General features: G+C 59.8%; 20 protein-coding genes and 2 pseudogenes. 10 read left to right on the forward strand and 12 right to left on the reverse strand.

The genetic code is table 11. From position 1 onward, the window contains the following. Positions 1–114: 114 nt before the first annotated feature. Entirely contained in the window at positions 115–1890 is a 1776-nt protein-coding gene (gene ligA / locus HYG82_RS23465; RefSeq protein WP_179259559.1) for an ATP-dependent DNA ligase LigA, read from the reverse strand. A gap of 103 nt (positions 1891–1993) precedes the next feature. On the opposite strand from ligA, the gene HYG82_RS23470 reads away from it, so the two are divergent. Then, positions 1994–3547, forward strand: a complete 1554-nt coding sequence (locus tag HYG82_RS23470; RefSeq protein ID WP_179259560.1) for a glutamate-cysteine ligase family protein — start codon at positions 1994–1996, stop codon at positions 3545–3547. Positions 3548–3584: 37 nt separating this feature from the next. On the opposite strand, the gene HYG82_RS23475 is transcribed toward HYG82_RS23470, so the two are convergent. After that, entirely contained in the window at positions 3585–4988 is a 1404-nt protein-coding gene (locus HYG82_RS23475; RefSeq protein ID WP_179259561.1) for an FAD-binding oxidoreductase, read from the reverse strand. Between the two features lie 256 nt (positions 4989–5244). Here HYG82_RS23475 and HYG82_RS23480 point away from each other — a divergent pair, with 256 nt between their 5' ends. From HYG82_RS23480 to HYG82_RS23500, 5 genes are all read left to right on the forward strand, one after another. Then, entirely contained in the window at positions 5245–6678 is a 1434-nt protein-coding gene (locus tag HYG82_RS23480) for an FAD-binding oxidoreductase (RefSeq protein ID WP_179259562.1), read from the forward strand. Beyond that, a complete protein-coding gene (locus tag HYG82_RS23485) occupies positions 6678–7172 on the forward strand; it encodes an ester cyclase (RefSeq protein WP_179259563.1) in 495 nt (164 codons plus the stop codon). The genes HYG82_RS23480 and HYG82_RS23485 overlap by 1 nt, the downstream gene beginning before the upstream one ends. 56 nt (positions 7173–7228) lie before the next feature. Beyond that, positions 7229–8221 (forward strand): 2-phospho-L-lactate transferase, encoded by a 993-nt coding sequence (cofD, locus tag HYG82_RS23490; protein WP_179259564.1) that lies wholly within the window; start codon positions 7229–7231, stop codon positions 8219–8221. 2 nt (positions 8222–8223) lie between these two features. Further along, complete coding sequence (locus HYG82_RS23495; protein WP_179259565.1) at positions 8224–8982, forward strand: tRNA-dihydrouridine synthase; 759 nt, start codon at positions 8224–8226, stop codon at positions 8980–8982. A gap of 150 nt (positions 8983–9132) precedes the next feature. Beyond that, positions 9133–9570, forward strand: a complete 438-nt coding sequence (locus HYG82_RS23500) for a response regulator (protein WP_179259566.1) — start codon at positions 9133–9135, stop codon at positions 9568–9570. Between the two features lie 184 nt (positions 9571–9754). On the opposite strand, the gene HYG82_RS23505 is transcribed toward HYG82_RS23500, so the two are convergent. Beyond that, positions 9755–10099 carry a cupin domain-containing protein gene (locus HYG82_RS23505; protein WP_179259567.1) on the reverse strand — a complete coding sequence of 115 codons (345 nt, stop codon included), beginning with the start codon at positions 10097–10099 and terminating at the stop codon, positions 9755–9757. A 160-nt stretch (positions 10100–10259) separates the two neighbouring features. Here HYG82_RS23505 and HYG82_RS23510 point away from each other — a divergent pair, with 160 nt between their 5' ends. Together HYG82_RS23510 and HYG82_RS23515 are read left to right on the forward strand one after the other, a co-directional pair. Then, positions 10260–11111 (forward strand): triphosphoribosyl-dephospho-CoA synthase, encoded by an 852-nt coding sequence (locus HYG82_RS23510; protein WP_179259568.1) that lies wholly within the window; start codon positions 10260–10262, stop codon positions 11109–11111. After that, entirely contained in the window at positions 11108–11740 is a 633-nt protein-coding gene (locus HYG82_RS23515; protein ID WP_179259569.1) for a DUF447 domain-containing protein, read from the forward strand. The genes HYG82_RS23510 and HYG82_RS23515 overlap by 4 nt, the downstream gene beginning before the upstream one ends. A gap of 995 nt (positions 11741–12735) precedes the next feature. Here HYG82_RS23515 and HYG82_RS23520 read toward each other — a convergent pair. From HYG82_RS23520 to HYG82_RS23530, 3 genes are all read right to left on the reverse strand, one after another. Continuing rightward, complete coding sequence (locus tag HYG82_RS23520; RefSeq protein WP_179259570.1) at positions 12736–12984, reverse strand: hypothetical protein; 249 nt, start codon at positions 12982–12984, stop codon at positions 12736–12738. A 72-nt stretch (positions 12985–13056) separates the two neighbouring features. Next, complete coding sequence (locus HYG82_RS23525; protein WP_179259571.1) at positions 13057–13404, reverse strand: HalOD1 output domain-containing protein; 348 nt, start codon at positions 13402–13404, stop codon at positions 13057–13059. A 77-nt stretch (positions 13405–13481) separates the two neighbouring features. Continuing rightward, positions 13482–14144: a helix-turn-helix domain-containing protein gene (locus HYG82_RS23530; RefSeq protein ID WP_179259572.1), complete on the reverse strand. Its 663-nt coding sequence runs from the start codon at positions 14142–14144 to the stop codon at positions 13482–13484. Positions 14145–14484: 340 nt separating this feature from the next. Between HYG82_RS23530 and HYG82_RS23535 the strand changes: the two genes are divergently transcribed. Then, positions 14485–15738, forward strand: a complete 1254-nt coding sequence (locus HYG82_RS23535) for an RNA-guided endonuclease InsQ/TnpB family protein (RefSeq protein WP_179259573.1) — start codon at positions 14485–14487, stop codon at positions 15736–15738. 1201 nt (positions 15739–16939) lie between these two features. Here the strand turns inward: HYG82_RS23535 and HYG82_RS23540 are convergent. The 6 genes and pseudogenes from HYG82_RS23540 to HYG82_RS23565 all read right to left on the reverse strand — a co-directional run bounded on the left by HYG82_RS23540 (position 16940) and on the right by HYG82_RS23565 (position 23532). Then, a complete protein-coding gene (locus HYG82_RS23540) occupies positions 16940–18517 on the reverse strand; it encodes a cryptochrome/photolyase family protein (protein WP_179259574.1) in 1578 nt (525 codons plus the stop codon). A gap of 411 nt (positions 18518–18928) precedes the next feature. Further along, the gene (locus HYG82_RS23545) at positions 18929–19243 is read right to left on the reverse strand and encodes an HAD family hydrolase (protein WP_179259575.1); all 315 of its coding nucleotides are present in this window, start codon (positions 19241–19243) and stop codon (positions 18929–18931) included. 254 nt (positions 19244–19497) lie between these two features. Further along, positions 19498–19740: a DUF1214 domain-containing protein gene (locus tag HYG82_RS23550; RefSeq protein ID WP_235217883.1), complete on the reverse strand. Its 243-nt coding sequence runs from the start codon at positions 19738–19740 to the stop codon at positions 19498–19500. Beyond that, positions 19680–20636: a DUF1254 domain-containing protein gene (locus HYG82_RS23555; protein ID WP_235217804.1), complete on the reverse strand. Its 957-nt coding sequence runs from the start codon at positions 20634–20636 to the stop codon at positions 19680–19682. Before HYG82_RS23555 ends, HYG82_RS23550 begins: the two co-directional genes overlap by 61 nt. Positions 20637–21190: 554 nt before the next feature. Next, positions 21191–22137 (reverse strand): annotated as a pseudogene (locus HYG82_RS23560) (DUF8008 family protein). 468 nt (positions 22138–22605) lie between these two features. Next, entirely contained in the window at positions 22606–23532 is a 927-nt protein-coding gene (locus HYG82_RS23565) for a M48 family metallopeptidase (protein WP_179259576.1), read from the reverse strand. Between the two features lie 86 nt (positions 23533–23618). Between HYG82_RS23565 and HYG82_RS23570 the strand changes: the two are divergent. After that, a pseudogene (locus HYG82_RS23570) lies at positions 23619–24023 on the forward strand (ISH3 family transposase); the annotation flags it as partial. Between the last annotated feature and the right edge of the window lie 180 nt (positions 24024–24203).

Raw genomic sequence — 24203 nt, forward strand, 5'->3', positions numbered from 1 at the left:
GCGAATTCCTCGCTGCAATGTCCCGACTCGATCGAAATTACTGAGCGAATTCGCCATTCGCTGTCTCGGGGCGGTCTCCGTATCCGTATTCGGTGACCCGCCGGCATTCGATAATCACTGTGCTCGAAGCCGCTCGAGCCGTTCGAGCGTGTCCGCATCCTCGGGAGACTTGTCAGATCGAACGCCCTGAAAGCGCGGAAACCGAAGCGCGTAGCCCGACGAATAGGTCGGCGAGGATTGAATCTCCTCGTAGCCGACCTCGAAGACGACTGCGGGTTCTACGTCTACCTCCTGGCCTTCTTCGACCGTAACGTGGGGCTCGAGCAGTTCGGTGAGTTCGGCGAGTTTTTCGTCCGTGATTCCGGTCGCGACCTTGCCGACAGTCTCGAGGTCTTCACCCGCCCGAACGGACAGTTCGAAGGTGCCGAGGAACGTCGCGCGTCTGCCTTCGCCCCATTCGGCGCCCGTCACGACGCAGTCCAGCGTCTCGACGTCCGGTTTTCGTTTGCGCCAGTGCTTGCCCCGACGGCCCGGCGAATACGCTGCGTCGGGATTCTTGAGCATAATCCCCTCGTGGCCGGCCTGGAGCGCATCCGCGTCGATCGATTCGATCTCGTCGGGATCGCCGGTTTGCCACAGGAGGGAGAGCCCCCGGATGTCGTCGTCATCGATGGTATCCGCGTCTGCGTCGGAGTCGACGAGCACCGACCGGAGTCGCTCGTGACGGGCCGAAAGCGGCTCCTCGAGCAGGTCTGCACCGTCGGCGTGCAGACAGTCGAAGAAGACCGGTCGGACGGTGACGTCCTCGCGAGCTTTCGCGACGTCGTGTTTCCGCCGAAATCGCTTGAGCACTTCCTGAAACGGCAACGGCGAGCCGTCGCCGTCGACCGCGACGACTTCCCCGTCGAGAATCGCGGGTTCCTCGAGCCTGTTCTCGGCGAACTCGACCACTTCGGGAAGCGCATCGGTGACGTCCTCCATGTTTCTCGAGAAGACGCAGGTTTCGCCCGATCCGCTACCGTCGAATGGGTCGTAGTGCAACTGAATTCGAGCCCCGTCGTATTTCCACTCGACGCCAGCCTCGTCCCACTCCTCGAGCGCGTCGGTCACCGTCCCCGCCTGGGCAAGCATCGCCTGAACGGGTCGACCCACCTCGAGGTCCATCGCGTCCACCCCCTCGACCCCTTCGTCCTTCGCCACCCGGGCTACCCGACCGTAGTCGTTCGAAACCTGCAGGGCGCGCTCGACCCGATCCACGGGAACGTCGAACGCGTCAGCGATCGCGTCTCGAACCGTTCCTTCGCCGACCCCGATGCGCATCTCGGAGAGGACGAGCCGAGCGAGGTATCGAGCTTCGTCGCTCGAACAGCGGTTGAACAGCCCGAAGAGCAGGGCGACCTTGCGATCCTGGCTGCCAGATCCCTCGGCGGCCGCAAGGTCGGAGAGCACGTCGAAGACCTCACGGACGGCGAGGTCGTCGCTGCGACCGGCTGTATCGCTATCATCGTCGGCATTTCCACCGCCACCGTTCACGAAGGCCCCCAGCCCTTGCTGGCCGCCGAAATCGTAGCCGGCCGCAACGTCTCCGATCTCGCCGACCGTCGCGAGGCGATCCTCGACGTCATCTGCGCGCACGTTCGTCCCCGCCGCACGGGCGATCGCTTCGTAACAGGTCCTCGGTCCGATGTCGAGCGTCGTCGAGTCCCAGGCAGGGAACACCCGCCCCTGAGCGAAACGCGCGACTATCTCGAGGGTCTGCGGGCCTCTCTCCGCGCCATCGTCTGCGGTAGCCGCTTCCGAGAGCAGATCCCGGACGTGCACAACGGTCTCGAGGTCCGCGGTTTCGGCTTCGATCGTCCCGGCGTGCTCGGCGAACGTGGCGAACTCCATCAGCGGAGTCTCGTTTCGGGGGAAGTAAAACCATTCTGAGACGCGATCGAGCGGCGGTGATGGAAGCCAGTGTTTAAAGACATTCGCGTGCCCACAGGGAGGTATGCCAGAGGAGGAACTCGCTGCTCGGGTTGCGGACGTGCTGGCCGTCGACGCCGCTGCCTTTCGTGAGCAGGCCGAGGAGGACGCCGAGGTTATCAAAGATGCCGTCGAGGAGGGGGTATTCGATAACCCGCAGGCGATCGTCGGCCTGGAGTACGAGTTCTACGCCGTCAAGGCCGACGACTGCACGTTGCGGCGAGTTCCACGACGACTGCTCGAGTTGATCGGTTTCGAAAAGGAACTCGGCTTGCACAACGCCGAAATGACGACTAGTCCGCAACCACTGAACGCTCCCGGGCTGGCTGCACAGGAGTCGGAAGTAAAAGCGCGCTTGCAGACGGCACTCGACGTGACCCAGTCCGAGCGAATGCGACTCGTCAGCGATGCGCTCTGGACGATTCCGCCCGAGGGAGAGGAGGCGAGAACCTATCTCACTGACAGCATCGAGCGAACCGCGCTCGCGGTCGACGGAACGGAACGAACGATCCGCATCGCCACCAACATGAGCGATTCGGCGCGCTATCACGCGATGGCCAACACGGCGAAGGCCGATTCCGCTGGAATGTGCATCGAGGCACCCCACGTCTCAGTACAGGCAGACACCGTCATGCCCGAAAGCCTCATCACGTCGATTCAACCGCACTATCAGGTCCCCCACGCGCCCGACCTTCCCACCTACTTCAACTACGCACTGCGGATCGCCGGTCCGCTTCTCGCACTGGGCGTCAACTCCCCGTTCTTCCCCGCGGATCTCTACGACGACGACGCGTCCGCTGAGGAGATTCTCCGCGATGGCTGGATGGAACACCGAATCAGCGTCTTCGAAACCGTATTGAACGATCCCACGACGGGCGACGGAAAGGTCCGCTTTCCGTTCGACATAGAGACCGTCGGGGAGGCGATCGATCGGATCGCCGCCGACGAGACGATCGTCCCGATGCCGGTCGAACCCGGCGAGCGCTTCGACGACCAGTTCCCACACTTCAGCCGCAAGCACGGCACCTACTGGCGGTGGATTCGGCCGGTGTTCGGCGGACCGACCCGGTCGGCCGCCAACGCTCGCATCGAATTTCGACCGATCCCCGCCCAACCGACGGTCCGTGATTCGGTGTCCTTCCTCGCCGCTTTCGCCGGCCTGATGGAGAGTCTGACCCGTCTCGAACATCCCGTCGTCGAACTCGATTGGCAGATCGCCCGGGAGAACTTCTACGCCGCGATGGCCGACGGTCTCGAGGCCGATCTGACCTGGATCACCAACGACGGCAAGGAGACGACCGACGGCCTCGCACTCTACGAGGACCTCCTGGCCCACGCCGAGGACGGGTTGACGAACCGGGGACTAAGTGAGGAAGACGCCGCGAAGTACCTCTACCCGCTCCGCCGGCGCGTTCGCCAGGGAGTAACGCCGGCCAGCTGGAAGCGCGAGCACGTCCGGTCCGCGATCGACGGCGGTGCGGAGTTTGCCGCCGCGATCGAACGCATGCAACAGGAGTACGTCGCTCGACAGTCCGAGACGCTGCTCGAGGGTAGTTTCGCGGACTGGATCGGCGAATAACGCTTCGAACGCCTCCATCGGTCGAAAAAGCGCTCGTCTACCGGGTCTTTGCCGGTTCGACGTTCTGATTCATCCTGAACAGGTTCTCCGGGTCGTACCGGGCCTTGATCTCGGTCAACCGCTCGTAGTTCACGCCGTAGCCGAGGTTCTCTTCGCCCTCGTCCTCGCTGATGAAGTTCACGTAGACACCGACGGTCGCGTACGGGGCCATCGCGTCGAAGAACTCTCGAGACCAGGTAATGCACTCGTCGTCCATCGCGGGATCCTCCCAGCGCGTGTGGACGTTCATCGCGTACTCGGCGTCGCGGTGCGGATACGCCGTGGCGTCCGCGGGAACTCGTCCCATCGCACCCCCGAGCTGTCCGAAGAAGATTTCGGAGAGCGGCGACGGCAGATCTCGAGCGTACGCCACGACGGTATCGATGGCCTCATCGGGGATCTCGCTGAAGTTGTGCGACTTCCAGTAGTTCCGGGCACCCTCGGTGAGGAGCGGATCGAACGCTTGCTGGAACGCTGTGTACTGTCGCGGGCTGACGGTATCGGCGATCGGTTCGCCGTACTCCCGAACCGGAGCCAGTACTTCTTCGCCCTCAGCGACGTCCCCGGCGTAGAACGGGACCACGACGATCACGTCATCACCGTGGATGGTTTCGGGAAGGAACGGGAGCGGCGGTGCCTTGCGTAAGACGACCCAGACGGTCGCTTCGTCGGGTGTGTCCTCGTTGAAGTCCCGGACGTGTCGCAACACGTCCGGCGCGTCCGCGCCGCGATAGACGATCATTCCGGCGAGCACTTCGGGACCGACTTCGTGGAGGGCGAACTCGAACGACGTGACGACGCCGAAGTTGCCGCCCCCGCCGCGGACCGCCCAGAAGAGATCGGGGTTTTCATCTTCACTCGCGTGGCGCAGTTCGCCGTCAGCGGTGACGATGTCGACGGAGCGCAGGTTATCCACGGTCAATCCGTAGTTGCGCGTGATCCAGCCGAACCCGCCGCCGAGCGTGAGGCCTGCGACCCCGGTCGTCGAGTTGATCCCGAGCGGCGTCGCCAGTCCGAACGCTTGTGTTTTGTGATCGAAATCAGCGAGGGTTGCCCCCGGCTCGACTCGAGCCGTCCGTTCCGCTGGATCGACGCGAACCGACCGCATGGCCGAGAGATCGAGCATCAGTCCGTCGTCACAGACTGCGTTCCCCGCGATGTTGTGTCCAGCGCCGTGGATCGCGAGCAACATATCGTGCTCACGGGCGAAGGTCACCGCCGCAATCACGTCCGAAACACCCATCGCTCGAACGATGAGCGCCGGCCGCCGGTCGATCATGCCGTTCCAGATCGCCCGAGCGTCGTCGTAGCCGAAATCCCCCGGGAGAAATACCTCGCCTCGAAGCCCCTCGCTGAGACCGTCAATAGCACCGTCGTCTATGGGTGTGGTAATCATAGACATTGTCCTTCACAGGTACTACGCCTCGCTAGAGCTTATAGTACCACATAATTAATAATTAAGATAGCTCTGCCCACGGAGAGAGACTCGAGAGTTGGCGCGTCAGCGCGTGGCTCGGTCCGACAGAATCAGTGCGTTCCTCGGCCACCCATGAGTCTCGTGATCCGAGCAACCGGCGCGGAAACGAACATATCTCCCCGACTGATCATCGTGTTAGATTGACTACTGTTTTATCTTCGGCAACAATCTACTGTGTGGTATGGGAACAGCACACAGGCAAGAGGGGGATGCGGCGTTCCACCAGCTGCCGAGCGACGACGTGCGGTCCTTCGTCGCTGGATTTCGCGGCGACGTGGTGTCCCCGTCCGACGAGGAGTACGACGCCGCTCGAGCGATCTGGAACGGCATGATCGAGCGGTTTCCGGCGCTCGTCGCGCGCTGCGCCGGCGTCGCCGACGTCGTCGCGGCGGTGACGTTCGCCAGGGAGCACGACCTGCCGCTCGCCGTGCGAGGCGGCGGGCACAACGTGGCCGGGACGGCCGTCTGCGACGGCGGGATCGTAGTCGATCTCACGGAGATGAACGGCGTCCGGGTCAATCGCCAGGCGAGGACCGTCTTCGCCGAAGGCGGCGCGACGCTGGGTGACGTCGACCGTGAAACGCAGTTATTTGGGCTTGCGACGCCCCTGGGGGCGGTGTCGCAGACTGGGATCGCCGGGTTGACCCTCAACGGCGGCTACGGTCACCTGACTCGTGAGTACGGACTGGCACTTGACAATTTGGTCAGCGTCGATATCGTGACGGCAGATGGGACGGTACGAACCGCCAGCGAAAAGCGGAACGAAGACCTGTTCTGGGCGGTCCGCGGCGGGGGCGGCAACTTCGGTGTCGTCACGTCGTTCGAGTACGCCCTCCACGAGGTCGGTCCGGAAGTGTACGCGTTCTTCGTCTGGTTCCACGCCGACGAGGCCGACGCGGCATTGGCGGCCTTCCACGAGTGGACCGAGACCGCGCCGCGAGACGCGGGCGTTCTCGCGTTCACTGCCCACATCCCCGATCTCGAGGAATTCCCCGAGGAGACGTGGGGCGAACCGGCAATCGCGTTCCTCGGTTCCGCCCGCGGCGAGTCGGCTACCGACGGCGATGTCTTCGGATCGCTCCGCGAGGTCGCGACGCCCATCGCCGATATGAGCGGGCCCATTGCCTACGTCGACCTCCAGTCGATGCTCGACGAGGACTACCCGGATGGGCTACGGTACTACTGGAAGTCGATCTTCCTCACGGAACTCACCGACGAGGTATTCGACCGCATGGTTCGGTACAACGAATCGACCCCGTCGGCGCTGTCGACGATCGACATCTGGCACCTCGGCGACGCGGTCGCTGACGTTCCGCGGGACGCGACCGCGTTCTGGCATCGGGACAAGCCGTACATGCTCACCGTCGAGGCGAACTGGGAGGAACCGGAGGACGACGACGCGAACGTGAACTGGGCTCGCGAGGTGTTCGCCGACGTTCAGGCGCTGCCAGTCGCCTCTGGCCGCTACGGAAACTTCCCGGGACTGAACGAAGACCCCGTGAAACTGCTCTACGGCGACAACTACGACCGACTGGTCGAGGTGAAGACGAAGTACGACCCGGAGAACCTGTTCCAGTCGAACGCTACCGTTCCACCACGATCCGGAGTCGACTGATGGACCGATCCTCGTCGATCGAGACCGGTGAAACCGCAGAGGATCCGGGGGTGTCGACGATCGAAACACGCAACGAACGACTCGTTCGGGACTACTTCGCAGCCGTCTGGAACGGCGGTGACCTCGAGGCGCTCGACACCGACGCGGTGAACGACGACTACGTGCTTCACCACGGAACCGACGACGCGTATACGGTCGACGAATTGCGGACGGCATGGGCCGACTGGTACGAGGCGTTTCCGGACTTGCGAAACGAGATCGAAGACGTGATCCCGACGGCCGACCGGGTCGTCGTACGGTACCGTTTTTCGGGGACCCACCGGGCCACGGTTTTCGACATTCCGCCGACGAGGAACGAAGTCGAAACGGCCGGCATTGTCGTTTTCAGCGTGGAGGACGGTCAGATGTCTGAAGCGTGGGCGCTCGACGACGTTGACGGACTCCGCTCACGGCTCGGTGCTCGTCGAGTCGTCGCGAGACGATCTGACTCGTGATACCTCGTTCGCCGCGGCCGAAAGCGATTAAGTAGCCTCGCTCGAGAGTTGTGCGTATGGTAACCTTCCTCTCCGGGGGCACAGGGACGCCGAAGCTGTTAGACGGTGCAGCTGCCGCGTTCTCGCCGGAGGAGACCACGGTCGTCGCCAATACGGGCGACGACATCGAACTCGGCGGACTCATCGTTTCGCCGGACGTCGATACGCTGCTGTTCCAGGGTGGTGGTGTTCTCGATCGGGAGACGTGGTGGGGAATCGACGGTGATACGCATCGAACCAACTCGGCGCTGATGGACATCGCTGAGGCCGCGGGTCTCTCAACGGGACCGCAGTATCTTCCCGAGGAGAAGCAAACCGAGAGCCGACGGCTCGCGAACTGGCGACGGTTCTCTGGCGTCGCCGAATTTATGACGATCGGCGACCGCGACCGAGCCATCCACATCACGCGGACGAGTCTCATAGACGAGGGCCAGCTGCTCGACGAGGTAACTCAGCGCCTCGCCGGCGCGTTCGGACTGACCATCGATCTGATTCCGATGAGCAATGATCCTGTCGCCAGCCTCGTTCATACGGATCGGGGCCTCATGCACTTTCAGGAATACTGGATCGGCCACAATGGCGAGCCGACCGTCAACACCGTCGAGTTCCGGGGCTCTTCGGAAGCCGAACCCGCACCGGGCGTGCTCAACGCGCTCGAGGAGACCGTCGTCATCGGCCCTTCGAACCCGGTCACCAGCATCGGTCCGATGCTCGCGCTGCCGGGCGTAGCAGACGCACTCGCTCAAACGACCGTCGTCGCCGTCTCGCCATTCCTCGGCGACGAAGCATTCTCCGGGCCGGCAAAGAATCTCATGGATGCGGTCAACGCTGAACCGAATACTGAGGGGCTGGCCACGGCTTATCCGTTCGCGGATGTATTCGTGATCGACGACGACGACGATGCTCACTTCGACCGGCCGACTGTCCGTACCGACATCGAAATCAACTCCCGCGAGGATGCAAACCGCGTAATTCGCGCGGTCCAGAGTGCCATCGCGCGCGTGAGCTGACAATGGTTCCACCTCTGTCGTTTTCACCGTCGCTCGCGCTCGCAAGTCTCAGCGGCGAAGCGGACGCAGAGTGGGCCCGTGCGGGCGCAGAACATGCGGGTGCTGCGTTCCTCGGTGGAATCGCCCTCGACGCGGATTCACGGGCCGCCGCTCGCGAGCTCGTCGAACGCGACCGTAACGAGTTCCTTCCGGACGATCCCCTCGCGTTCATCGACCGCCAGCTCGAGGCACTGGCCGACGTCCCGATTCAGCCGGCATTCAACGTCCGGAGCGCGACCGCCGAACCGGTGGCCCAGGCCGCTCGCGTCTGCCGGGATCACGAGGCCTATCTCGAGATCAACGCTCACTGCCGTCAGGACGAACTCTGCATCGTCGGCTGCGGAGAGACGCTCTTACAGGACGGACCACGCCTTACCGACTACGTCGACCAGGCGGCAAGCACTGGCGCCACCGTCGGCGTAAAAGTTCGCGCGGAAGTTCCGGGCATCGACCTCCCGGACCTGGCCCGAAGTCTCGAACTCGCGGGTGCCGACTTCATTCACGTCGACGCGATGGATACCGAGTCAGTTATCGCGGACGTCGTCGACGCAACTGACCTCTTCGTTATCGCCAACAACGGCGTCCGCGACGAGGATACTGTTCACGAATACCTCGAGTACGGTGCCGATGCTGTCAGCGTCGGCCGGCCGAGCGACAACCCCGCCGTTCTCGCACGTGTCGGCGCGGCCGTCGATCGAAAACCGGGCCTCGAGACGATCTGACGGGAGCCATTGCTCGGAAACGGGTGATCCAGGCGTATTTCCGGGCCTGAATTCGAACCGACGGTGAGCAAAACTCGACAGCGCGATAGCCGGGACCAATCGTTTTATCCTTCTCGTCGTCAATCCCCAAACGATTGCCTGATCGCTCCTATGAACAATCCGATCGATATTCTGCTGGTGGAGCCAAACCCGGGAGATACCCGTCTCTTTACGGAATCGTTCGGCGAGGCGAATCTCACAAACAGCGTCCACACCGTTGCCGATGGGGAGGCTGCACTCGATTTCGTTCATCAACGCGGAGACTACGAAGACAAACCCGATCCGGATCTCATCCTGCTCGAACCCCAGCTTCCCGGAAAAAGCGGGATCGATGTGCTCTCCACCCTGAAAAATGAGCCCTCCCTCCAAGAAATTCCGGTCGTGGCACTCACGAGTTCCGAAATCGGCGAAGAAATCGTCAAATCCCACGGCATCGACGCCGATCACTACAGTCGGAAGCCGGTCGAACCAAATGACTTCCTCGAGTTCGTCCAGGAAATAGAGGAGTTCTGGCTGACGATCGTTCAACAGGAATCGATGAACGAGTAACTGCTTGACGGGCGACGCCTGTTCGGAAACCTGTCTCGGAACCAGTCTCCTTTCGGTTCCTCCCTCGGCGATCGACCTCTCGTCGTGCGATCGGATTCTCTTCCAGTTAGTTCGGTGAAACTGAATTCACCACCGCGACCACCGCTACCCGGTGGCAACGAGGGGGAACCGTTGGACTACAGCACTACAGCGGCGCGCCGACCAGTACGAGTTTCGCACGTTCGTCGCCTCGGTTGTAGATCTGGCGCGTCTCGTCGGAATCGAGACGGATCACTTCGTCCGTGTCGAGCGATACCGTATCGCTCGAGTCGGGCAGTTCGATCTCGACTGGCCCGGAGACCACGTAGTATACTTCCTCCTGCCCGGTATTGGTTTCATCGTGTTCTTTTCCCTTCCCTTCGGGCTCGAGTTCCAGGATCGAAATACCGAGTTCATCCGTTTCGAGTTCCTCCTTGAGGAACCACATGCCACCCCACTCCTCCGGAACGACCGATTCAGTATCCGTTTTGGCTGCGGTGTCGTAGCCCATACTGAATGGTTTTCGGTCCGGAGCTTAAATCGACGGGACGACGACCCCGTTCGATTTGCGCTGACTGGGTCGGCAAGATTGCTCCCACGGGCCCACAGATCATCGACCGTGACCGAGCTCAACCCGTATCCCTAAGCCGCCCCGGCACGCAGCGAGACGTATGCGATCGCCGGAAGCGAACGCGGAACTGGCACTCCTCCTCGAGGTAGCGGGGACGCCCAAACCGGGAAACGTCGACCGGCATCGAGACCTGCCGGACTTGCGGTTTGAACACTTCCTCGCGGGTGCCGTGGGGGCACGCGACGGTCTCGAACTGGCAGCCAACGGAGCAGCGGTCGGCACAGCGTTCGAGCAGGCCGTCAGCGGCATGGCTTCCCAGAAGGGGGGAAACACGCAGTTCGGAGCGCTACTGTTGCTCGTCCCGCTCGTCAGAGCCGCCCGCAAAGAGGCGTCTCAACCCGTCGTAGAGGCCGTCGTCCGAGAAACCACCGTCGGCGACGCGGCGGCGTTCTATCGCGCATTCGAACACGTCGACGTCGCCGTCTCCGATCCGCCAGCAGGGATGGCCGCTCTGGACGTCCGACGAGGTGCAGCTGCGATTCCGGCTCTCGAAGAGCGGAAGCTGACGCTGTTCGACGTCATGGATCGAAGCGTCCCCGGCGACGACGTCGCTCGCGAATGGGTTCGAGGCTTCAGACGCTCGTTCACGGCGGCCGAGCGACTCGCCGCCGCCGACGGCTCCGTCCTGGATCGGACCGCGGCGGTCTTTCTGTCGCTCCTCGCTGAACGACCCGATACGCTCGTGACGACGCGCCACGACGAAGCGACCGCGCGGGAGGTAACGGATCGGGCCGCAGACCTGTCCGAAGACGATGCACTCGAGAGCCACCGAGCTGCCGTTGAGACGTTTGCGGACGATCTTGTCGACCGCGGTATCAACCCGGGAACGACGGCGGATATCACCGCGGCCGGGCTGTTCATCGCGCTCGAAAACGAGGGGCTCGAGCTATGAGCGACGATCGTGATGTGCGATCAGGCGATCGAACTGGATGTGGCGACAGCGTCGCCGAGGACGGATCGGCCGAGTGGCCGGTCCCGCTCTCCGGCGTCACCGAAACGGTCGTGACGACGCTCGGTCCGAACGGGCTGTGGAACGCAGCCGCACTCGGCCTCCACGCAGGAAATACCGTTACTGCACGAACGTGGGGGAACACTCGTACCCGTCGGAACTTCCACCGCCGAGGCGAAGGCTACGTGCAATTCGTCGACGACCCCGTCGTCTTCGTCGACGCCGCGCTCTCGATCATCGAGCGCGACGAACCGACCCTCGAGTCACCCTGCGCCTGGGTTCGCGTAGCCGTCGAACGGGTCGACGCCGGGACCGAGGGCGGAACCGACTGGGAAGAGTGGACACTTCACCCCCTCGAGTCGTCGGTCGAGCGCGAGACCGTCCCGACGATCAACCGCGGATTCGGCGCCGTCGTCGAGGCGACCGTCGCCGCATCGCGACTCGACGTCGACGACTACGACGAGGCCGACCTTCGTGACCGTCTGGCATACTGCGCTACGGTCGTCGACCGGACCGGCGGGTCTCGCGACCGCGAGGCACTCGAGCACGTACGTGAGTACTCTTCGTGGTGACTACCCTTCGGTGACTACCTGGCTTCGTGGTGACTACCCTTCGGTGACTACCTGGCTTCGTGGTGACTACCTGGTCGGAGATGGATCGTGGCAACTGGCAGACCTGATCGGATACAGCATCCATCAAACCAGATGGGTTCTACGATGAGCACCAGATACAACCATTTTCGTCCACGACGAACGAGATATCACGCAGCTCATCGATGTTACGCTGGTCAACATAGCGCGCAAACTACCGAGCGAACGCTCTCTCACTCGTAAATAAACCGTGCAAATCAGTCGGTCACTCGAATTCAACGCAAATGGGGAGTAACCGTTCCGTCTGGAGTCAGATTGTCACTGATACTGCCTCGATGCCGATTCGGTCGCTTGACAGGACCCCTACGCAAGGGGTCATCCCTATCCTGTCGACTATAAGAGTGGGACATCGTCTACTGGACAGACCTGCCCTTCAGCATAGACTGGCCTGGTCGGCCGATCCGGCAACGATACCGTGGCGTCAGAACGGGATATCGATGCTGTTGATTGCCACTGCGCATCGTCGGTCGAAATCAATCTCGTGAATATTGGGTGAACTTATGGGTAACTCCGTAAAGAACCATGATAATTGTCATTCCAATGAGGCCGGCGTAAAAAGTCGCAGCGACGATCGGGAGGGGCCAGACTAGGGGAACGTTGCCGTTGTCGCTTGCGTGTCTGTACGTCCAAACTGCAATATAAACCGATACGAGTACGACAGCCAGATGCCCAACACGATATGCCAATGAAAGTGGTGGGTTTAATAGTTCGTACATTGACTGTTATTTATTAATAAGTATATGGACTAATAATTTTCCCATCCATTCTGTGACTGATCCTTCCGTCCAAGTCGGAAAGTGACCTCGCCAGTGCGACCGTGATCACCGACGTGGCTACCGAACGTCGCCGGGTATCGGTCGGCTTCGGTATCGGATATGACGACGACGTCGAACAGGCGCGGAACGTCATCATCCACACTACTCAATGGCGTCGAGAAACTCGTCGAACGTGTCAGTGAGTTCGGTGACCGGTCCACCATCCTGCTCGGCGGAATAGCGCACGATGATCTTGTCTTTCTGATCCGTGTTGTGTGTGGCGTCGATTTGTTCGACGCCCTTCCAGATTCCCGTGACTTCGACGAGTCCGTACTCGTCGTGATCATACGTCTCATCCTGTTCCACGATGCGCTCGGATTCGAGGCCGGGAGAGTCATCCGGGTCACTCATATGAACCGATGGTCACCAACATCGCTCTGTCCGTTATCGGTTTGAACGACAGCCCGAGAGGAGGGGTTCCCATCAAACATCTCCGTTCTTCTCTTCTTCAACTATATTTCGGTTTTGCACCTTCACAACTCCGCGGTTCTCCACCTCCACTTTGCAGCCGCAATAGGTGAATGTGATCTTCCCGTCCGAACGATGACCGTCACCAGTTATTGAATGGAAGAGATTGTCCAGGGCCTCGGGGTCAATTGCGTGGTAGAGCGGATCGAGTACGTTCTCCTCCTCAGGAGTTGAGCCGATCACTTTGGAACCCGTTGCTTCGGCAGTGGCGTGGAGAACCGCTTCGCTCGACGATTCAGATGGAGACATTCTGTAGGTAAGTCCTTCTAGACCGATCCCCTCGCTCTCATCACTAGAGTTCATAATAGCCAACGGATTGGAGAACAGGGAGATAGGTGAATCTGGTTTCTAATTATGAACGGTGTTTAAATATGCCTTCGTCAATCCCCGCCCTTTGTGTGGATGAGCGTACTTCCGATCAGGTTCCGATAGCCGCGATGGAGTCGGGATGTTACCGACGGACGCGTAATGCCGAGCATCTCGGCAAGCTCTTCGAGGTTCGTCTCTCTGGGATCGTTGTAATATCCCTCGTTGAACGCCAATACTAACGCTTCGTGTTGCTCCGATGTGAGGTTATACTTGCCCCCGGTTTGCATTTCGGCGAGCGTGAAGAGACGATTGAGGGTTAAGTCGATGTCGTGCTCTCGACAGTACTGTTGGAACTCGGAGAGAGAATCGAGGCTTTCGACTCGGAACTCGAATACCCACTTGCCGCGTTCACCTGTCCCCTCGCCCCTCGTCAACACCACGTCGGACTCGGCAATTGCGGTCAAAATACCCTCTTTCTGCTCGTCCCACACGGCCCGGAATAGCCCGCCGCCCTCCAATTCGTCCACGATCGTAACCGAGAGGATTTCGGGCTGATCCGCGATTACATCCGCGACGCGTTCCATATCTCTTCCCCACACCCAGAAGTATGGGAGAATTGTCTTGTTCGTCGGGACGAGGCGGTCGAGTTCTACGGTGACGGTCGGCAGCTCTTCAAAGATCGATCCGAGTGGAAAGTCGTCGCCACCGACGGTGAATTCTGCGATGGTGGCCATGCGGTTATAATCGGGAACGGATATGAAAAGTCTGTCACCCATGTGGATTGGCAGCCTCGGCCATCTTTTCACGCTTGAGCCACACCCTTTCAGAAGCAAATACTGTTCATTTCGTTCCCGCCGGAGGCACTCACGTTGAAAGACTTGTCCTAACCCGTTTCCGATATCAAGATAGAAGCGAGACAGATTAGCGCCCGCAGAACGGAGCGGGTTATACGAGATACAGGAGAAAACCCACGGCTTTAGCCGTGGGATGAATCCGTCACTGCTGAATCAAACCACGCTACAGTAGCAAGCCGACTCCCATCTGTTTAAGAAACACCAGTCTTACATATAAGATATGGACGTACGGCGTACCGTCCCCGTTGCACTTGACGTGGACAGTGATGACGCCGTACTCCTCGAAGACACCGTTAATACGTTCCTCTGGTCGGCTCAATACGTCGTAGACCACGCCTTCAAAGGCGAGTACGTCACCACCAGCAAGACGACGCTGGACGACGAAACCTACGACGAGGTGCGCGAGAAAACGGACGGGTTCAACGGCGGCCTCGTCCAAGCAGCGAGGAACAAAGCAGCGGAAGCCTGCAAAAGTGTCGTGGCACGCTGGAAGAACGGGAAGAAAGCCAGCAAACCAACGTTCACCAGTCCGCACGTCGTCTACGACAAGCGCACCGCGACGTTCCACGACGAGTACGTGAGCCTCGCCACCACAGACGGTCGAATCGAAGCTGACTACGTGCTACCCGACGAGGACAGTGACACACCGCACTCCGAATACCTGTTTTCAGACGAGTACGAAACCACGGGTGCGGAATTGCACTACCGCGACGGCAGCTGGGTACTTCACATCCATTGCAAGAAGGAAGGAGAGTCTGACACGTCGGAGAAGGCAACACCTGAGAACGGAACGGTTCTCGGGGTTGACCTCGGCGTGAACAACCTCGCTGTCGCTTCGACGGGCACATTCTGGACGGGCGACGAGTTCGACCACTGGCGACAAGAGTACGAGAAACGACGTGGCTCGCTCCAACAGTGCGGGACGCACTGGGCACACGAGAACATACAGGCCGTTGGACGGAAAGAGGAAGGGCGGTTCAAGCTGATGCTCCACCGCATCAGCAACGAACTCGTCGCTGAAGCTCGTGAGAACGAGTGTACGGTCATCGCCTTCGAGGACTTGACTGACATCCGTGAACGGACTGGTGCGTCGTGGGGGCACAAATGGGCGTTCGACCGTCTCTACGAGTACGTCGAGTACAAGGCAGCGGAACACGGCATCAAGGTTGAGCAGGTTGACCCCGAGAACACGTCACGGCGATGCTCGCACTGCGGATTCACCCATCCCGATAACCGTGATGGTGAGGGCTTCGAGTGTCTGAAGTGTGAGTACGAGAATCACGCGGACTACAACGCTGCGAAGAACATCGGTTTACGGTATCTCCGTCGCAGGCAAAATGCAGGCGATGGAGGCGTACCCTTGGGCGTGCGCTTGAACAGTGGGATGATGAACGTGAACGGAGGCTATTCTCCTGCCGCAACGGAGGCCAGAACGGGAGTCCACGCTGAATCCCACGACTTCAGTCGTGGGTAGCTCAAACCGTGTCTTCGGGGTTTTCCATACCGAATTCGAGGCCGTGGCGGAGGCATTTCGTTCAGATTCCACGATAGCCTGACACCATCCAGAGAGACAGAATCCGTTCCAAAGACGTATGCTACCTGTACTGACCATTCAGCCATCCGTGTTGATCACCATCGGCTTATGCCACATTTGTACTGTGTATTCAGCATGACACCTGAAAATTGTCGTCGATTGAAAGTTTCAAGAAGGCCGACGAGATCGATATCGATCTTCCGATCGGCCACCACTCCCCAGACGTTTCACCGACGTGACTATCTTTGATCCTCGATTGCGTACCGACAGCCTTCCTCGAGAGCCAGTGAGGCCTGATGTCCGCGGGAAACACTCCAACTGCCGTCTCGAGCATCGCCCGATGTCGACCGATCGAACGAGAGACCTGCAAGTGACGAAACTGTGCAAACAGCCGCGATCGCGGTGGGTCAGTCGTGTCGTGGACCAGCGATTGCCCGGTAGGGCAGTGGTAAGTCCTGTAGGCGGACATGCGGGAATTGATTCGACCACAACCTGTTGGAATGGGCTGTGGCGGCTTCGTAGAGAACTCCGTTGGGGGTCTGGGCCGAACATTCGATTCAGTCGACTCGAGGGCAAACCGTTGGCGGAGATCGCGGAGCATCCATCGAACGGACGCGCTTTTTCCGACCCTCGCTTCTGCAGAAACTGAACGATCCATCGATCTGCTGTCAAGAACAGCGTGCTGAATACAGAGCATGAGTTCGGCACGGCGGCTTCGTTTGTCCCACACCGAAATCAGCGACTTCACTCGTGAGTGATCGGTCATCTTGCGAAAAGAACCCGCTGTCGCCCGCGTAGCGACTTCTCCATCAATGCCGCCGCCACCGCCGACACCGCCGTCATTGTTGCTGCCTTTGCCGGGGTTTTTGGGTCCGAAATTTACCGGTGGTTTGTGTTTTTGAGCCCCCCTTTGTATTACGCGACGCTTTCTTAGCGGTCTTTGACTTTGCGCTGGCGGTGCCGACGCCCATAGTGAGGAGCCCGGCGACACCCGCGCCACGAAGGACGGTTCGGCGTGGCCTGCATTGATTCGGATTTAGTTTCATCCGTTGTATGGTTTTGATCGTTACTCATGGCTACTTGCCTCTCTTGAGCTTTGGCGGTAATACCGCAACCGACTCACGCTATCGTAGGCCAGACGTCAGCCGTCGCCGGGCGCGGCCTCGAACGCCGCGATTGCGCGATCGCGGTACTCGCCGAGCTCGACGATGGGAGCGGGGTAGTCGGGCGCAATGGCGGCGCGTGTCTCGTCATCCAGCGTGGGCCACTCGTGGATGGCGTCGGTCGGCACATCCCGGAGTTCGGGGACGTGTTCCCTGACGTACTCGCCGTCCGGGTCGTACTTCTCGGCCTGGGTCGTGGGGTCGAGGACGCGGAAATCCGGCTGGGCATTCGCTCCCGTCGAGGCAGCCCACTGCCAACCGCCGGCGGCGTGGGCGGTGTCGTGGTCCGCAAGCTTTCGACGGTACCAGTCGTAGCCCTCGCGCCAGTCGATCAGCAGGTCCTTCGTGAGGAACGAGGCGGTCACCATCCGGACGCGATTGTGAATCCACGCGTCGGCGCGCAACTGCCGCATCCCGGCGTCGACGAGCGGATATCCCGTCTCGCCATCCTTCCACGCCCGGAGCCCCTCAGGATCGTCGCGCCACTGGATTTCGTTCGGGTACTCGCGGTAGTTCTCGGTAACTACGTCGGGACGCGCGTCGAGGATGTGCGCGTAGAACTCCCGCCAGGCGAGCCGTCGTCGGAACACTTCGACCGACTCCCGAGCCTCCCCGTCGCTGGCGGCGGCCGCCGCGTCCTCAGTGGCTTCCCAGACCGTCCGGACGCCGACTGTCCCGAACTTCAGGTGCGGCGAGAGGCGCGAGGTCGACTCTCGGGCGGGGTATTCGCGGTCGTCCCCGTAGCGGTAGATCGTGTCCTCGCGGAAGTCGGCGAGTAGGTCGTGGGCGGCGTCGGTGCCCGCTGGCTGCACGTCGGCTTCGGGTTCGTCGAAGCCCAGGTCGGCGAGTGACGGGAGCGGGCCGGCGACACCGGAGGCTTCGCGGAGCCACTCCTCGTCGAGGTTGTCGCGGGGGTCGACAACGTCACCGCTAACCGGCGCGGCGACGGGGGCGGCCTTCTCCTGGGTGCGCCACTCCTGCCAGAAATTCGAGAAGATGGAGTGGTGGCTCCCGTCGTCCGTCGTGATGGTCTCTGGTTCGTGGAGGAGAGTGCCGCCGAACCGCTCGACGTCGACGCTGACGCCGGCGTCGGCGAGCGCCGCCGCGACCGCACGGTCGCGTTCGCCCGCCAGGCCGGAGTAGTCGCGGTTCCAGGTGACTGCATCGGCGTCGCAGGCCGCGACGAGATCGGGTAGCACCGCCCGTGGGTCGCCACGGGCGAGGAGCAGTTCGCCGCCGCGCTCGCGGTACTGTTCGCGCAACGAATCGAGCGCATCGAGCAGGAACGCCACCACGGGCGGCGCGCCGTAGGTGAGTATCGCGGGGTCGTGGACGAACACCGGGAGGAGGCGGTCGTCGCCCGCCAGCGCCGGATTGTCGGTCACACGCAGGTCGCGGCGGTGCCAGTGGAGTCGCGCAGTGGAATCTTGGCGGGCGCTGGCGCCGCCCATCGCGAGCATTCCGACGAGACCCGCCCCGCGAAGTGCGTTTCGACGGGTTGCTCGCATCGGTTCGGAGTCTGGTTCCGCAGTCGTGTGGGGTGGCTCGTTGCTCATGGCTCGTGCCTCTCTGAAGTAGCCCATAGCAGCAGTGGGGACTGACTCACACGCTCCCACTCCAGCATTCCATATAATACAGCGACGATACTTGAGAAGGATTTCACGAAATGAGGATAGTGGTGGATGGATGACTGAATCTGATTCTCAATATGCTACCGAAATCTGTAGTGAGCGATCACGGATCTCGCTAGCCACCCGGCAGTTCATACTGCACTTGCGCCCTGTATCTCACAGCGCCTCGGCGAACCACCGGGGAGGTGTCAGTAGGGGTAGGCGAGATACAGAGGATGTGTTCAGCACCGCCATCAGAACTAAACGCCAACGAGTCGACAAATATGGAACTGTTGAGGTCGTCGTATCGGGCGTTCAGCCGTAGTGCCCGACCGAGATTCATCGGATAGGCTCGCCTCAGCCTATCATTCGGACGATTGCTTCGTAGGGAGTCCGCTCACCCTGCTCAAGCAGACGCCGCTGGAGGGCCGTGGACTGGCGTTCACGTTCTTCCCAGAAGGACTCGAAATGAAGGCCGTAGCAGTTACAGACCGCCCGCATCCCCTCAAGCGTCTTCGATTCACCGCCGACAAACGCTTCGACATCCGATTCATCCGAAACAACGTCAAAGGCTTGAAATGTCCCCTCAACTACGCTTCGATAGACATCTGGATAATTGGGGTGGCGGCGCAAAAGTACCCCGTCAACGTCGAAAACGGCAGCGTCGTACATATCCGTACATGAGGAGCCAACATGATGAACATATCGCCTGATTGAACGACACCGTCGCCTAACTCGTGATACATAAGCGCCCTGTATTCAGCAAGACCTGATCGAACTCCCGAACCACTGTCACGATCGGCGTGCTGAATACAGAGCATACGTTCAGCATATGACCGTCGGTAGAAAGGGGCGGACGAGTCGATGTTCGATATCGCGGCGATTCAGTCGCCTAAAGCGTCAAGACCGATATCCGCGCGTTTGCCTCACTCGACCGGCTGGGCTTCGGGGAACTGATAGCTCCCGTCGAGAATGGGGTCGCGCGGCTGGTAGAGCCGAACCGTGTAGTTCCATCCCTCTGGTGTATAGAGGAAGTTCGGCTGGTCGGGGTCACCACCGAAATGGATCGTGATACTGTCGTCGTCGTTTGGCTCTGCGGTCGCGTTACTCACAGTATAGGCATCGTACTCGTTCTCCTCGAAGTAGAAATCGCTGTTGTAGACGCTGATCGACCAGAACCCGTCGACGGGGACGTCCTCGACGGTAAGTGTGTGTGTGGCGTCGTGCCGTCATTCTGGGCGGGAGTCCGTTGAAGGATGAACGCTTCTGATGGGTTCGGAACGCCGGTCCACCCTGCCGTACTGGCAATGAAGTGCTTCACGGGGTCGACCTCATCGACGTCGCCATACGCGCCCGAGTAGTCGTCAAATGTGAGTCCGACCGTTACGAGCGCGTCGGTGAGTTGTTCGTATGATCGCTGATCCCAGTGAGGAATGTCGAACGTGCCAGCCGACGATTGCTCCGCGTCAGTCTCGTCCTGGAGTTGCCGGGTTTGTTCCAGATCGTCTGGATCGGTCGGGTCGACGAACGTGCGAATCACGACGCCAGCATACCCTGTGCCGACGAGGTCTTGTGTTATCGTGTACTCGCCGGGGTCGGTGGCGAACATCTTCACGTATTGGTCCTCGTTCTGGACGTTCATCGACCGGTATCGATCACCGCTGTCTGGGAGCGTGATGGTGACCGGCTCGGTTAGATCGAAGACTCCGAACGAGGCGAGCACGTCCCGGTCCTCCCCGATAGCAACCTGATCCTCGATGGGGGAGACATTTCTGCGATGGTAGAACTGTCCGAACCCGCCCGCGTCGACGATCGACTGGAACACGACATGACAGTTGGCGCGCGGGTAGTTCTCCCACGTCACTGGGACTGTCTCGTCATTTTCTGACGGTTCGTTCTGGTCCTGTGAGGCATTAGACCTCGCGGGGTTCGTCCGGGCAGTGGCGCTGCCACCACCCAGCGCGAGCAGTCCCCCGAGACCCGCCCCACGAAGTGCGGTTCGGCGGGTTGCTTGAAGCGGTTTGGAGTCCAATTCTGGCGTCGTGTGGTGTGTTTCGTTGCTCATGGCTCATACCTCTCTGAGTGGCCCACAGCAGCGATTAGGACCGACTCAGACGTTCACACTCCTGCATCCCATATAATATAGTGACGAGATTCGAGAATAATTTCACGACACAATGATAGTGGTAGATGGATAAACATCTCTGAGTTCTCGATTGTCTCTCTGTGCGTATAGTGGGCGATCACGGACCGTAGTTCGTGCTGCATTCGCGCCCTCTATTCAGCATGACGCTTGAAAATTGACGTCGATTGAGGGATTCAACAAGACCAACGAGATTGATATTGATCTTCCAATCGGCCACCACTCCTCAGACGTTACACCGGAACGACAGTCTCCCAGACTCGATTGCGTACCGACAGCCTTCCTCGAGAGCCAGTGACAGCTGATGTCCCCGGGGAACACACCAACCCCCGTCTCGAGCAAGGACCGACGACGACCGATCGAGCGAGAGACCAACAAGTAACGAGACCACGCAAACAGCCGCGGTCCTAGTGTATTATTCTACCTGGGAGTCTTTGATTCATCGTTCGGGTGGTGGAAAACCCCCATGGCCAGCCCTATCTGTGGACACCATCTGTCTCCGGTGATCCAGTCGATTCACCCGTCTCCCCGGGGATCGACGCATCCCCTTCAGCAGCATCCGCCGCTCGGTGTACGGCAGCCCGTTCTTGCGTTCGGTCCGCTTGCGGATCGCCAGGCGATTCTTCGAGAGCTCGAGCAAGGCGTCGATCGTCCTCGAGACGAGCTTCTTCGCGTAGGCGTCACTGACTCCTTTTTCTTGCCGCCGGATCCAGTGTTTCATGTCGCTGGCCTTCACGTACTCACGGACGCCCTTGCAGCCCTCTTGCCACGGATCATCACCGACACTGGGATCGGACCGAGCCCGCCAGAGTTTTACTGCGAGTCGCGCTGGGAGCGAACTCGTCGACGACCGGAGCATATCGTCGTCCATCTGTGCCAGTCGCTGGATTGGGAGCAGATCGCCGTGAGACAGCGTGACCGATCCACCCCGATCGAGTGAATCATCGGCGTCGGGAATCCGCATGTACGTATCGTCCTCTTTGGTGAATTGCTCGAGGTGATCGACTCCACTTGCAAGCGCGTCGGGGTCGACGTGCTCGGCGAGGAGATGCGCGCCTTTCTCGAGTTCTCTCGTTTGTAGCTCTGCAATGCGGTCTTTGTTCGTGCCGGCTTTCTTCAGGGCGGCCTGCGCGACGGCTTCCAGGCGCGTGTTCCCTTCTTGGAGGGTCTCGATCTGGTTGCTCTGTTCGGTGACTGTCTCTCGAAGGGATTCGTTCTCGCTCTCGAGATCGTCGAGAAGATCGACGGCTCGCCAGACCGTTGATTGTGTGACGCCGGTGACGTTGACGAGTTCGGGGATGCTGAACTCCCCCTTGTGGGCATCGACGAGAAGCCGAAGAATATCGTCGGCTGCCTGGATACGGAACGTCTCGGTATCGTCAGTCGGATTGCCGTCGATGGAGTCCTTTATCCCTTGTTGCATAGCTTCAGATAGAGTCTGATACTGTGCAACGAGTTAAGGATGTAGCGGAGAGAATTGGCAGATGAATCTCGAGGACTGATTAGGGCTCGGTCGGTTTCGATAGGATTCGAAAACCCAGTCAGCTCTGATTCAGATCCGTTCGCTGTTACACTGGATTTGCTCCCGGTGTTCCGAAAAGCCTCACCGACCGTTGGTTCGAAGCTGAAATACCTGACGTCGTCAGGGAAGTCGAACGCAAGTAAGATGGTCCAGACGATTTCTGGACCGGGTCGCCACTGTGCTCGAGGATATCTGATCCCTGGACTGAGACCTAGTTGCAATCCTTGAGTGACACATGTCGTGATCGCAGTTCGTTACGTGAGCGGCACCAAAGAATCCCAGAAATAATTCCTTGACAACCACCTCGACATCGCCACCATGGAACTCCAGAAGCTCCTATCCGAGTTTTTGTTCGAAGATGCTCAATAATCAGGTCAGGGATTGGAGCTGCTTAATACGCACGTCGATAGAAGGGTGTGTGGAGAGAAGGCGGAATGTATTGGATCCTTGCCCGAGCGTCGGGAAAGCATTGACAGCATTCGTCGAACGAGCATGTTTCCGAAGGTCAGTCATCGGTTTATCCGACTTCGATTCATCAAGTCGTTTGAGAGCTGTTGCAAGCGTCTCAGCCTGACCAGTCGCAGCTACAGCACCACGGTCTGCAGCTAGTTCACGACCGCGAGTGAAAACACCCACACCAACCAATGCAATGACGGTAAGGATACGGCCAACAATATCAAACACGTTTGCTGGATACCCCTCTTCATAGAGTGATTCAGCGGCTATGAGCGGCACAAGTAGTCCCGAAACCAAGCGGAGATCGTCGTTAGCAATATGTGCGAGTTCATGCGCCAGTACAGCCTCACATTCTTCTTGTGATAGCAATGTGATGAGACCCTCGGAAATAATGACGACGGGAGTATGTCTGTCTTTGGTCCAGATGTTTGCATCTTCAGGCCGGTAAGTCGTGTATGCGAGTGGCGCTGAGGTTGAGTGGATTCGCAGATCTGGAACCGGAACATCGAATTGAGCAGCAACCCGTCTGACTGATGCCTCGGTCAACGCTGCATCTTCCAACGTTGACTCCGTTATAGGAACGGTCTTTTCGAGTAACTGACGACGTTCCTCACGAATTGTCTTCTGAATCGTCCAAGCAAAAATAGGTAACATAACGACAATACCGAGTGAGAACGCGGCGATCCACAATTGCATCTTACCCTGTTTGGGAACAAAATACATGAGTGCAGCACCTATTATACCCCCTACAAAAGCAATACTGACAGCAAGTACCGTAACGAGGATAGCAATTGATAAAAGTGCCCGGATGGCCAATCCTGTTGGTGTTGTTAGCCGCATATTGGTTATTACCGCATATGGGATAAAACCCAACTCAATAAGATATAATTAGTGTTGTGAGGGCGGATTAAAAAGTTTCCAACTCAATCGACTGTACGTACCTGAACGGACGGTATGACGAGAACGGTGTGGTGCGTCACGGCTACGCCGCTGACGCGCCGTTCATCGGGACTCCACACGACGCTCGATACCACTACAGCAAACGCTTCGGTATCGAGTCGAGCTATCGCTTATCTGAGCAAGCGATAGCGACGACAACAACACGAGACGTAACGGAGAGACTGCTGTACGTCGTGGTGAGTCTGCTGTTAGGGAACGTTTGGCGGTATTTGCACTACGAATACGTGGCGACGCCCTGCCGAGGCGGGCGTCGCTTCTGGTGGTGGCCGTACAAGGAGTTCGTGAATATGGTTCGGCGGGCTGCGTGGACGGCCCTTGCGGTGCGTCGGGCTGTCCCCGTGAACCGACCACCTGACGCACGGTTCTACCGGCAGCCACAGACCGAGCAAGCGTCTTCGCAAGTGGCAACGCTGTCGCGTCGGCGGCTGACCGCCGCCGGCAGCGACAACTCTGTCTTCGATCAGCGTTGCTCGGCCGTTACCGACGACTCATCACAACAAAACAGGTGGGTCAGCTCAGGCTAACTGGCGATGCTTTGTGAGGTACTGATA

The sequence above is a fragment of the Natrinema halophilum genome (genome assembly GCF_013402815.2).
GTDB classification, from domain to species: Archaea; Halobacteriota; Halobacteria; order Halobacteriales; family Natrialbaceae; genus Natrinema; species Natrinema halophilum.